Source organism: Candidatus Cybelea sp., from assembly GCA_036489315.1.
In the GTDB taxonomy this organism is placed as follows: Bacteria; Vulcanimicrobiota; Vulcanimicrobiia; order Vulcanimicrobiales; family Vulcanimicrobiaceae; genus Cybelea.
Genome location: DASXFZ010000012.1, coordinates 106,590 through 118,088, shown reverse-complemented (window position 1 = coordinate 118,088; position 11,499 = coordinate 106,590). Strand labels below are relative to the sequence as shown.

Below are 11,499 nucleotides of genomic sequence, written 5' to 3'. Positions count from 1 at the left end.
CGATTGCAATGCCGTCAGGATATGTCAACCCTTTCTTGATCACGGAGTGCTTCGTCGATCCCTGCAAATACTCGGTGACGTTTGCGCCGTAAATGTTCGTCACCCAAAGGTTTCCTTTGGCGTCGATGGCGCAGAACCCCGGAGTATCAATCCCCTTCGTTATTATCTCGGATGGCTTAGTCTTACCAGCGGGGTACTCGGCAACCCAACCATCCTCGTCAACCACGTAGCGCGTCCCTCGGTCATCCAGACAAATGCCGATTGGAAACTGGAGGCCAGTCGAAATAGTCTCTATCGGGCTGGGGTCCTTCGCGTCAGCGCGGTACGCTGTTACGTTATGGGCTTCTCCATCATTACTGACGTATATTAGAGGACTCGAATGGACAGTACGCGCTGACGCCGTGGCAATTTGCGTCATCGTCCCCGGCGCGGCAATCGGCGGCTGCGATCCACCGCACCCGTTAGCAATGCATCTGGGCCCAATCGAGTCGTTCCTGGCCGAGCCACACCTGCTTCGGGGATCGCAGTAGTTGACGAAGTGAGAACCAGTAATGCCCCCGGCGGTTTTATGGCCGACCGGCATCGCCTCGAAGGTGCACAGCGTGCACCCTTCGACGCACTCGATCGTCGACGCACTACTCGGTGCGTAACTCTGTTCTCGGCCTCAAAATGGACTCAGGTCGCTTTCGCTATAACGGCTCCGTGGCGCGATGGAACTGAGCGGGCCGGATAGAAGTGAAGCGCAGATGCGAAGGCACACCGTACTACTAGGGCTCGCTCCCGTTCTTTTCTGCGCGGTTCTTGCAGCGGGCGGCTGCGCAAACGGCTCCCAGGCGCTGATGCCGGGATCGCTATCCTTTAGCGAGCCTCACGGATCCGGTACCTCGCCAATTCAGCACATCGTTCTTATCGTCCAGGAAAATCGCAGCTTCGATAGCCTGTTCGCAACTTTTCCGCGAGCGCACGGCACGACCGTCGGCCACTGGAAAACCGCGACCGGCGAGAGAAAGCAGCCGCTTACGGCGGGCAACCTGTATTTGCCTACCGATATTACGCATTGCAGTGCCGCGTTCAAAATCGCCTATGACGGCGGAAAAATGGATGGATTTAATCGAGAGCATAAAGGCGTCTGCGGGCAGGGTGGAAAGATCGGCGGCGGACAGCTGGCCGGCGTATACGCGTACCAATACGTTTCACCGTCGCTGATCGAGCCGTATTGGGATATCGCCCGCCGATGGGTACTCGCCGATGAGCTGTTCCAAACTCAGGGAAGCGGCAGCTTTCCGGCTCACCAAGATTTGATCCGCGGCGGTACGGCGGTCGATGGAACGGCTTCCAACCCCAACGGCATCGAGAGCCTCATCGACAATCCATCGCAGATGCCCTGGGGCTGCGATTCGGCGAAGACCTCGGTAACGGAGCTTATCACCACGGCTGGCAAGTATTTGACCAACGGGCCATTCCCGTGTTCGAACAAGTTCCCAAGTTATCCGTCGGGCAACTACAAGACGCTGCGGGATCTGCTCGACAATGCCGGCATTTCCTGGAAGTATTACTCACCGTGTTTCGTTGCATCCCCCGGAAGCTGCTGTCCCCCCTCACAAGCATGCAGGGGCAACTCTGGAGCGACCTTGAATGCGTTCGACGTAATCTATCCGGTTCGCAATGGTTCCGAGTGGGGGACCAATGTTTCGATGCCGGAGACGAATATCTTCAGCGATATTTCGGCTGGTTCACTGCCGGCCGTTTCATGGGTGATCCCTGCAGATAAGAACTCCGACCACCCCGGCGACAATTTGCTAGGAAAAGTCGACCTTGGCCCGCAGTGGGTCGCCAGCGTCGTCAACGCGGTCGGCGAAAGCGCCTACTGGAAATCCTCCGTGATCGTCGTCGTTTGGGACGACTGGGGCGGCTTTTACGATAATGCGAAGCCGCCGTTTCAAGACAACTACGGCGGGCTGGGCTTCCGAGTTCCGATGCTCGCAATATCGCCCTACGCCCGCAGCGGGTCGGGGAAGAACGGCGGCTTCGTCTCGCACACCCAATACGAGTTCGGAAGTATCCTCAAGTATATCGAGGATAATTTTAATCTCGGTTCACTGGGAACATCTGATTCGCGTGCGACGAGCATCGGTAAGATCTTCAACTACAGCCAGCAACCGCGTGCCTTCCACTCGATTCCTCATCGCTTGGACCAGCATACTTTCGAGCCCATAGCGGCAAGCTGCAGCACGGCGATCCGGAGTGAACCTGCTTCTTCAAACCTGACGTAAGTGAAGGTTCATTAAGACCGCTGCGCGGGATCCGCGAAGTACTTCGTTTCGCTGTAGCGATATCTGGAAAAGCGGGACGCTATGACGTTGGACACGGGGAAACAAGACTTTCTGGAACGGTTGCGGCCGTTCACGGCGCAGGGCATTTCGCTATTACCTCAGTCAAACCGCACTCAGAGCGCAGACTCCACTCCGAGCGGGTGGATTGCCAAGGTCGTGATTCTGAAGGACTTCAGGTCCCATTCGCTTTCGAGAACCATCTCCGCCGGTAGCGACCGAATCTACGCGTCGCAAGAGGCGGCCGATACCGCGGCCTTATGGATGGGCCTGCGGGTTCTCGAAACGACCGACATCGAGTCGATCTTCCGATTCCAAACGAGTTCGAAGGAATCAGGCATCTTGGCTCGTGCGAGCATATTGGAAGAGCTAGACAACGTGGTACACGAAAGAATCGCGCCGCCGGCGCCTCCCTAAATAAAAAACTACGCGTCGTATAAAACGCGCAACTGCAACGCGTACAAGCAGGCCTTAGGCATCTTTGTAGCGATAATGTTACAACTCCGGCTAGCAGGCTCGGTTTGCACAAGCTCCGGCCGACTATCGCGTCCTTGCTGGTTTGAACATTCAGCATTACTACTAGGCACTTCCACTACATGCTCCCACTACGCATTTCTGAGGAGGGTTAATTTTCAATGCGTTTGTGTTTTTTAGTGGTTTGTACCGCCGCCCTCGCCGGAACGCTCGTCGCTTGTTCCGCGGGCAGCTCCGGAACCCCGGCAGCGATGCCCGGCGGCATTAGTGCATCCGGTGTCCACGCGCTTGACGGTGACGCGATCAGTCTTGCTCCAGCATGGGCGCCCCAGGACGGTGTAAAGCGTCTGCAGTTCCGCAGTCACCGCATCGTCAACCCGGACATGCAACGGGGCGGTTATTATGCCGCTGAGTTCTCCGGCACCGACATCTTTGGCTGGGCTCCCAAACCGAACAAGAGTGACGCCCCGCCGATCTGCAGCATCTCCGGCGGAACCGGCTTCAACGGCATCGCCGCCGACCGAAAGGGCCACCTGATCGCTCCCGGCGTCTTCGGCGGCGTCTCGCAGATCAACGTCTATAGCGGCCCGCCCGTCTGTGGTACGCTGCTGGTGTCCATTCCCGACACGACCGGCCAGCCGGGCGATGCCGACGTCGTCCTCGACGCGACCAAGAACAATATCCTCGTCGGCGAGATCGCCAATTACGGCTCGCACGTCGGCGATGTCGTCGTGTGCTCGTACGCAACGCTCAGCTGTGGCGCGCCCGTCACCAGCTCCGCGATCACCGGGTACGGCGCGGGCGTCGCGCTGGCCACGAACGGCGACTGCTGGATGTCGGCGGGAACCAGCGAGTTCAATCTCGTGCATCCCGGCTTCGTTCTGATCTACTGGCAGGGCTGCACGGGGCCCGGACAGGTCGCGACCGGTACCCTCAACGCCTCCTACGGCGGGCTCTTCATCGATTCACAGGGAAACCTGGGCTCGTTCGATGCGTTCAGCAACACGCTCTACGTCTACAGCGGATGCAACCCAGCCTGTACGCTCGTCGGCGGCCCCTTCGCGCTGAAGGGACAATCGTTCTTCGGCAACCTCAACGGCGCCGGCACGCGGCTCGCCGTCGGTGACTACACCAGCGGCGCCGTCGACGTGTACAACTACACGCCTACCAGCCTTTCGTTCCACTATAGTTTCAGCAACGGACTGACTCCCGGGAACATCGTGGAGTCGGGCATCTTCGAGCCGACGAACACTCACCCATAATAAGAGTGGGATGGCCGTTACGCGGCCATCCCACTTCTGTCTCGCTATCGGGCCTGCCCCCGGCGCCTATCTCTATTAGGCGCGGTGTACGTATATGTCGAACTGGCAAGCAATCTTGTGAATACGACGTCTTGTGCCGCCCGTGCCGGCGCATATCCCCCGAGTTGCCAAAGGCCAAACGCAACAAAAGCCGCGGTGTGAAGATTCGCGAAAACGGTTTTCCTCGTTTTTCCTGGCTTGATTAAGTCGACCTTAAGCGCTGTTACGATGTTCGGGGTTAAAGCGCCCCAGGATAAGAAGCGCACAAACCTCGAATGATTCGCCCAAGCAAAAACCCAAAGCGCAGATGTTTCATCACCGCAGCCGTCGCAAGGAGATACAGTTGCAGGGTCCGTTTCAGCGAAATCTCACGCTTACCGTAGCGGTCATGCTTTTGCTTTGCGCGTGCGGTCACGCCACGGGGCCCTCATCGTCGTCCGGCCTCCCGCCGACTGACCTTGGTGCGCTCGGAGCGCCACTTCGCCCCGATGGTCGTTCCAAAAAGATCCAGCACGTCGTCATCATCGTTCAAGAGAACCGAAGCCTCAACAACTTATTCTATGGTTATCCCGGTGCCAAGACGGCGACCTACGGGTACGATTCAGAGAACCAGAAGGTGCCGCTGAAGCCGATCTCCCTCAAGACGCGTTGGGATTTGCAGCACAACGCCCGCGGGTTCATACTATCGTGCAATGGTAAGGGAGCGATTCCGGGGACTGATTGCCAGATGAACGGATTCGACAAAGAATCGTGTAACGACGCAGAGGGCCCCTGCCCCAAGAGTAAGCATCTGGCGTATGCGTACGTGCCGCACAGCGAAACGCTGCCGTACTTTACGATGGCGAAGCAATACGTCTTGGCGGACGAAATGTACGCGTCGGACTTCGACATCAGCAGCTTTGAATCGCATCAGTACATTATCGCCGGCGTGAACCCGAACTCGACGGTCGATTATCCGCTTAACGGTGCGGCCTGGGGCTGCACCGGCGGGCCGGCCGCCCAGATTGACATCCTTGAAAAGGGCCGCACGTGGGGAACCAAGACGGAACGGCCCTGCTGGGATCCGAAGACGCTCGCCGACGAGCTCGACACAGCGAGTCTTCCCTGGGCATTCTATGCGGTTCCCCTCAACGCCGGCGGCAGCGGCGGAACGGCGTGCGGCGGGAGCGGTGCGAAAGACGATACCGGAACCCGGCACGGCATCTGGAGCGCCTATCAAGCGATCAAACACATCTGCTACGGTCCCGATTGGGACCAGGACGTCCAGCCGTTCTCCCCGCCGTCGAAATTCCTGAATGATGTCGCAAAGGGCGAGCTTCGCACCGTAACGTGGATTACGCCGACGTGCGCGGACTCTGACCACGGCGGCTGTGATTCCGCAACCGGACCATCCTGGGTTGCTTCGGTCGTCAATGCCGTCGGCCAATCGAAGTTTTGGAGCTCGAGCGCGATATTTATTTTTTGGGACGATTCCGGCGGCTGGTACGACCCCGAACCGCCGGCCTATGAAAAGAACAGCGATTACGACGGCCTCGGGTACCGGCTGCCGTTGCTGATCATTTCACCCTACGCCAAAAAAGGTTACGTCGACCACACGCATTACGAGCACGGCAGCATCTTGAAATTCGTCGAGGACACTTTTAACCTTTCCAGGCTGAATCTGCCCTATGGCAGCGACGTGCGCGCTAACTCGCCGGACGACGCCTTCGACTTCTCGCAGGCACCGCGGAAGTTCGTGACGATCCAAGCGCCCTACCACGCGGAACACTTTCTTCGCGAGCAGCTCGACATGCAGCCCCCTGACACGGACTAAAACACTGCCGAAAGGGTCGCAGCTATCGGAGAATTTCAACGAGCAAGACCCAGGCCGAATACAAACTTGCGACCAGGGCGAGGACGATTCCGGCCGCAATCGCATCGGGGTAGAACTGACCGCGAATTAACCCCAAGACGGAGCCGATAACGACGGGCAGGGTCGCGGACTGAGCCAGGAGGATGTTCGACGCTAAGCGTTGCGGGGTGCGCCACACAGCCGGAAGCAGACGCAGCGTCCATAAGAGTCGCGTCGCGATAATCCACATTGCCGCCGCGACGAACGCTATCGCAAAAAGAACGCCCCTCGCGTTCACGTCTGGGAACAGCGCCAATGACGCGACGCAGAGGACCCCGGCCAGGATCGTCAGCGTTTGCCCCGCAAGTGCTACGAGATAGCGCGCCTTGACGATGCGTGACAGGTTGATCGACGTCGCCACGAAGAGAAGCCCGACCAGCGCCGCGCTGGCGCCGACCTCTGCGACGAAGAAATCGTGCCAGAGCAGCATCGTACGCGAGCCTTGCGACATCGTCGCTAGCGCATCCTTGGCGCGCAGAACCACGGGGGCGCTTCGCGTTGCCGGGCCGAAGCGAGCCGCACTGATGGGAGGTCACGATGAGCGACGATACGTCTCTTACCGTCCAGGAGGCGACCTACGATCTTCTGAGACGACTCGGCTTGACGACGATATTCGGGAACATGGGCTCGACCGAGGAGCCCTTCCTCAAGAATTTTCCGGCCGATTTTTAATACATATTGGGCTTGCAAGAGGCCTCAGCGGTCGCGATGGCCGACGGATATGCCCAAGCAACGGGAAAACCGGTCTTGGTAAATCTTCATACCACTCCAGGTACCGGCAATGGTATGGGCAACATCAACGCGGCTTACCTGAACAAGACCCCGCTGATCATCCTGTCCGGTAATCAGACTCGGGAAATGCTGGTGGGCGACGTCTACCTGACCAACGTAGAAGAGACGATCCTGCCGAAGCCTTGGGTGAAATGGTCGTATCAACCCGTTCGAGCGCAGGACGTGCCCGCCGCCATCATGAGGGCCTATGCGGCCGCGCTTCAGCCTCCCGCCGGACCCGTCTTTCTTTCGGTTCCGTTGGACGATTGGGACAAGCCCGCGTTGGGCACCGCCGTTATGAGGTCGGTCAGCACACGAGTCGCTCCAGATCCGCAGCGAGTGCAGCTCTTCGCCGAAAAGATCCGCAGTGCACGCAACCCGGTACTCGTCTACGGGCCAGGCCTCGAAAAAGCGGGCGGGTGGGAGATCGGCGTAAAGTTTGCAGAGAGACTTCAGTTCCCCGTATTGCTCTCACCGTTTACGGAGAATATGTCGTTCCCGGTGACCCATCCGCAGTATCAAGGCGTTCTTCCCCCGGCGATCGGCCCGCTCTCCGAGCGGCTGCGCGGATTCGACCTGGCGATCGTCGTTGGGGCGCAAGTCTTCCGCTACTACCCGTACGTCGGCGGATCGTATCTTCCCGATGGAACCAAGTTGCTGCAGATCACCTCGGATCCAAACGAAGCTGCAACGGCATTTGTGGGCGACAGCCTACTTGCCGATCCGCAGCTGGCTCTGGAAATGTTGATCGACTTGGTTCCGCAGAACGCCAAGCGTGAATGGCCCGCTTGGCACCTTCCTCCTCTCAAGGTTCCCGGCGCGGGCGACGTCTTGTATTCAAACGAAGTATTCTGCACCATCGCCCAATCTCGGCCGGCCGATGCGATTCTCGTGGCGGAGACAACCTCCAATCAGACCGAGTTGCTGTACTTCTGGCACATTACCGCGCCGCGCACATACTATTCGTTCGCCAGCGGCGGGCTAGGATGGGGCGCACCCGCTGCCGTGGGTATCGCCCTGGCTATCAAAAGCCAAGGGCTCAAGCGACCCGTGGTCGCCGTCATCGGCGACGGTGCGTTCCAATACTCAATCCAGTGCCTCTATACGGCCGCGCAATACAAGCTGCCAATGGTATTCGTTGTAATGCGCAACGGCGAGTACGGAGTCTTGAAGGACTTCGCCATCCTCGAAAAGACGCCGAACCTGCCGAGTGTCGAGCTCCCCGGTCTCGATATTCCAACCATCGCCAAGGGTTTTGGCTGCCAGGGAGTCTTGGCCAAATCAAAAGCGGAAATCAAGGAGGCTTTCGCTGCAGCAGTGCAGACCGGCTCGCCGACGGTGATTACCGTTCCGATTCAACCCCAGATCCGTTCTTTGGTATAACCTAGTCGGGGAAGATCGCCTTCCAATCGCGCTTCATGTCGACCACCGTCCAGCCGCGCGCCTTCGCCGTCTGCAGCGCTTTGTCGAGCCGCCCAAAGGGCGAGTGCGTATCGTACGCGTACTCGCGCTGCGCATCGGTGTGGTGGACGATCAGCATCAGGCGCGCTCCGCCGCCGGCGGCGGTCCACTCGAGCATCTGCAGGTCGCCGTCGGAATTGCCGAAGGCCGCTATCGGCTGCGCGCCGATGAACTGGTGGATCCCGACGGGTTTGCCGAGCCCGTCGTCCATCAGGTAAATCTCCGGCGTGCGGATCAGCACCGGCGCGCCGTCGCGCATCTCGAAGGTCGTCTTGAGCGAACTGCCCACGATCTGTTCCACCGGAACGCCGTAGGCCTTCGGTGCCCACGGCCGCACGAACTCGGTGCCGCCGCCGGTGACGATGTACGTTTTGAAATCGTTGGCGCGCAGGTAGCGCATCAGCTCGAGCATCGGCTGGTAGATGCACTCGGTATAGGGGCGTTTGAAACGCGGATGGCGCGCCGATTCGATCCAGTCGCTGACCGCTTTGGAGAAATCTGCGGTCGACATGCCGGTCTGCGTCGCACCGAGCAGCTTCATGACGCCGATCGCGCCCGACGCCGCGACCCCCGCCATATCGTCTTCCAGCACCGATCTGAACGGCTCGTTGGTCTGCCACTCCGGATGCGCCGGCGCGAGGCGCTTGACGTCGTCGAGCACGAACGCGAGCTGCGTATACATCGGCTGCTCGACCCAGAGCGTGCCGTCGTTATCGAAAAGCGCGATGCGCTCGAGTACCGGCACGAACTGGGGGCTGCCTTCAGTCGTCGTGCGCCGCACGAAGTCGACGATCGAATTTTTTGTGACGCCCTCGTTCCACGAAGGTAATGCGTCGGGCTCTCCGTTCGGCTGCGTCGTCATTGTCGGGGTTTTCTCGCCGCAGGTTAAGGAATCCGCCGAGAGGTCGCGCCCTGCCGCTGATGCAATACGGGAGTGCGCAAATGGGAACGTATCTCGCACCCGTTCTTCTCATCACCGGCATTATCACGCTATCGACCGGCGTGGGGCTCCTGATGCCGCGCAACGCGCTCGGAATGCTGTTCGGCATCGACACGACCGACGCCGCAACGCTCCTGCTCGGCCGCCACTGGAGCCTGCTGATCGGCCTGGTCGGCGGATTGCTGATCTACGCGGCGTACCACCCCGAGATCCGCGCCGCGGTAATGGTCGTCGGCGTGATCGAAAAGCTCGCCCTTGGCGCGCTCGTGATCGCGAGCCCCTTGCGCAAACGCCCGCCGACCCTCGCCGCCGCCGGCGCCGATGCGGTCATGGCGCTCCTCTACATTTTCTTCCTTATCCGCTAGCGCGGCTGCTCCATCGTTTCGAGCTGCACGCGCAGCGGGTTGAGATTAACCTTGACCCAGCCGGTCTGCGGCCGGTCGTAGTCGATCATCATATTGACGACGAGCACGTAGGCGACTAAGAAGGCGATCGTCAACCCGGGCGGCCGCGACTTGTTGAGCCCAAAGCGAAGCCCTAGAGAGAGCGCAGTCACGATGACCAGCAACACGGTGAGCACGAGCACCGCGGTCGGGACGTGCGTGGTCAGCGCCTGCAGCTGCTCCGCTGAGACGTCGATCGTATCGTTGAGGCTCTGCGCCAACAGCGAATATCCTAGATTGCTGGGGCTTTTACGCAATGCTCCCAACGCGATCTTCCACATTTCGCCCTGATCGTCGTCGCTCTGGGCGAGCGTCGAATCCTTGAGATTCGGATTGTTCGGCGTCTGATAGGCGGTCAGCCGCGCCGACGAGTAGGCGGTCAATACGCGCCGAAACTCCGCCGACTCCCGAGACGGCAGCGCAGCGGCGCGCAGCCACGTCGTCCCGATCGCGTTGGCCTCTTTCACAACCAGTTCTCGACGGAGGTCGAAACGTCCGGACGCCTGCGCGAACGACAACCCAATCACGAACGAGGTCAGCGTCAGCAGCCCGGCCTGCACGACGTTGAAGGCGTCGACGCGCCGCCTGTCGACGTCGGGCACGTTCAGGAGTTTGTAAGGTGCCTCGATCGAGAGGGCCATCACCACGAATAATAGCGCCGCAAAGAGCAGCGGATTTGCCTGGAAAATCAGGTATTCCATCTACGGATTCGCGCGCCGAATCGCCGGCGCGATCACGCGCACGACGACGACCTGCAGCACCGCGGCCGCCGGCACGGCCAAAAACGCGCCGGGGATGCCGAGCAGCGTACCGCCCACGATCGTCGCCAGAATCACCACCAGAAAACTCATCTGCACCCGGGTGCCGAAGATGATCGGCGAGAGAATGTTTTGATCGAGCAACTGCACGACGGTGAAGATCGCAAGCACGATCAGCATCTTCTCCCATCCGCTCGTCGCCAGCACCACGAGAAGGATGATCGGCCCGGAAATCACGGCGCCGACCATCGGAATCGCCTGGAAGATGGCGCCGATGAAGGCCAGCAGCAGCGCGTATGGCACGCCTAGGATTGCGAGCGCGATCCCGATCACGAGCCCGACGATCGTCCCGTTGAGAACGACGCCGCGGACGTAGGCGCTCAGCCGCGCACCGATATCGGAGAGCGTGTCGCGCCAGTTGTCGCGCGCGGCCGCCGGAATCAGGCTGAGCACGAATCGCTGCAGGTCGCCGGCCGCGAGCATCCAGCCGATCGCGAGCAGCAGAATCAGCGCGCCATCGCCGACCGAGCTGACGATCAGCCGCGAGCCGCCGAGCAGCTGCGGTCCGATCGTGCTGACGGCCGCGCCGGCGCTATTCGCGAGCAGCCCCGCGATCTGGTGCGCGATTTTATCATTTTCGATGTAGCGCTGCAGCACGCTCAGCTGATCTTGCAGCGAAGCGGCGTAACCGGGAATCGCGGCGATCAGTTTGGCGAGCTCGACGCCGACCGGCTGCACCAGCAGGAAGCCCAGCACGACCACGACCACGATCAGCGCACCGAACGCGATCCCGACCGCGATGCCAAAGGGCATACGCTTCGCCATCCGATCGACGAACGGCTGAAGGCCGGCCGAGAGCAGAATCGCGGTAAAGAGCAGCAGCAGCGCCGACATCGCGCCGGCCACCAGGCTCCAGATCAGAATCGCCGCGGCAAAAACCGCCGCCGCCGTCACCCAGCTTCGAACGCCGATCATCCAGGCTATCCTAGCATGCCCGCAAAGCTCCTTGCGATGTTCCCCAGCATCGAGCCCTACGAGAGCGGCTTGCTCGCCGCGAGGGATTCCCAGCAGATCTACTGGGAGTGCTCCGGCAATCCCAACGGAACACCCATCGCCTACCTGCACGGCGG

General features: G+C 60.3%; 10 protein-coding genes. 6 read left to right on the top strand and 4 right to left on the bottom strand.

The genetic code is table 11. From position 1 onward, the window contains the following. Positions 1-839 precede the first annotated feature (839 nt). The 3 genes from VGG51_03365 to VGG51_03355 all read left to right on the top strand — a co-directional run bounded on the left by VGG51_03365 (position 840) and on the right by VGG51_03355 (position 5,918). On the top strand, positions 840-2,273 hold the full coding sequence (locus VGG51_03365; GenBank protein ID HEY1882065.1) for an alkaline phosphatase family protein: 1,434 nt from the start codon (positions 840-842) through the stop codon (positions 2,271-2,273). Between the two features lie 710 nt (positions 2,274-2,983). Next, positions 2,984-4,066 (top strand): hypothetical protein, encoded by a 1,083-nt coding sequence (locus VGG51_03360; protein ID HEY1882064.1) that lies wholly within the window; start codon positions 2,984-2,986, stop codon positions 4,064-4,066. Between the two features lie 382 nt (positions 4,067-4,448). Further along, complete coding sequence (locus VGG51_03355) at positions 4,449-5,918, top strand: alkaline phosphatase family protein (GenBank protein HEY1882063.1); 1,470 nt, start codon at positions 4,449-4,451, stop codon at positions 5,916-5,918. 22 nt (positions 5,919-5,940) lie between these two features. Here VGG51_03355 and VGG51_03350 read toward each other — a convergent pair whose 3' ends face one another. Continuing rightward, positions 5,941-6,480: a hypothetical protein gene (locus tag VGG51_03350; GenBank protein ID HEY1882062.1), complete on the bottom strand. Its 540-nt coding sequence runs from the start codon at positions 6,478-6,480 to the stop codon at positions 5,941-5,943. 53 nt (positions 6,481-6,533) lie between these two features. Here VGG51_03350 and VGG51_03345 point away from each other — a divergent pair, with 53 nt between their 5' ends. Further along, positions 6,534-6,668, top strand: a complete 135-nt coding sequence (locus VGG51_03345) for a hypothetical protein (GenBank protein ID HEY1882061.1) — start codon at positions 6,534-6,536, stop codon at positions 6,666-6,668. Positions 6,669-6,680: 12 nt separating this feature from the next. Beyond that, complete coding sequence (gene mdlC, locus VGG51_03340) at positions 6,681-8,150, top strand: benzoylformate decarboxylase (GenBank protein ID HEY1882060.1); 1,470 nt, start codon at positions 6,681-6,683, stop codon at positions 8,148-8,150. A gap of 1 nt (position 8,151) precedes the next feature. Here mdlC and VGG51_03335 read toward each other — a convergent pair whose 3' ends face one another. Continuing rightward, positions 8,152-9,090 (bottom strand): HAD family hydrolase, encoded by a 939-nt coding sequence (locus VGG51_03335; GenBank protein ID HEY1882059.1) that lies wholly within the window; start codon positions 9,088-9,090, stop codon positions 8,152-8,154. A gap of 80 nt (positions 9,091-9,170) precedes the next feature. Between VGG51_03335 and VGG51_03330 the strand changes: the two genes are divergently transcribed. Beyond that, entirely contained in the window at positions 9,171-9,533 is a 363-nt protein-coding gene (locus tag VGG51_03330; protein HEY1882058.1) for a hypothetical protein, read from the top strand. On the opposite strand, the gene VGG51_03325 is transcribed toward VGG51_03330, so the two are convergent. Both VGG51_03325 and VGG51_03320 read right to left on the bottom strand, forming a co-directional pair. Then, positions 9,530-10,312 carry a hypothetical protein gene (locus VGG51_03325; GenBank protein HEY1882057.1) on the bottom strand — a complete coding sequence of 261 codons (783 nt, stop codon included), beginning with the start codon at positions 10,310-10,312 and terminating at the stop codon, positions 9,530-9,532. The two genes, VGG51_03330 and VGG51_03325, sit on opposite strands and share 4 nt — an antisense overlap. Next, complete coding sequence (locus VGG51_03320) at positions 10,313-11,344, bottom strand: AI-2E family transporter (GenBank protein HEY1882056.1); 1,032 nt, start codon at positions 11,342-11,344, stop codon at positions 10,313-10,315. Positions 11,345-11,499 lie beyond the last annotated feature (155 nt).

Bases quoted from the DNA above. Each gene is read 5' to 3' on its own strand.
- VGG51_03365 (HEY1882065.1), top strand. From the start codon at position 840: ATGCCGGGATCGCTATCCTTTAGCGAGCCTCACGGATCCGGTACCTCG.
- VGG51_03345 (HEY1882061.1), top strand. From the start codon at position 6,534: ATGAGCGACGATACGTCTCTTACCGTCCAGGAGGCGACCTACGATCTT.
- VGG51_03335 (HEY1882059.1), bottom strand. From the start codon at position 9,090: ATGACGACGCAGCCGAACGGAGAGCCCGACGCATTACCTTCGTGGAAC.
- VGG51_03330 (HEY1882058.1), top strand. From the start codon at position 9,171: ATGGGAACGTATCTCGCACCCGTTCTTCTCATCACCGGCATTATCACG.
- VGG51_03325 (HEY1882057.1), bottom strand. From the start codon at position 10,312: ATGGAATACCTGATTTTCCAGGCAAATCCGCTGCTCTTTGCGGCGCTA.
- VGG51_03320 (HEY1882056.1), bottom strand. From the start codon at position 11,344: ATGATCGGCGTTCGAAGCTGGGTGACGGCGGCGGCGGTTTTTGCCGCG.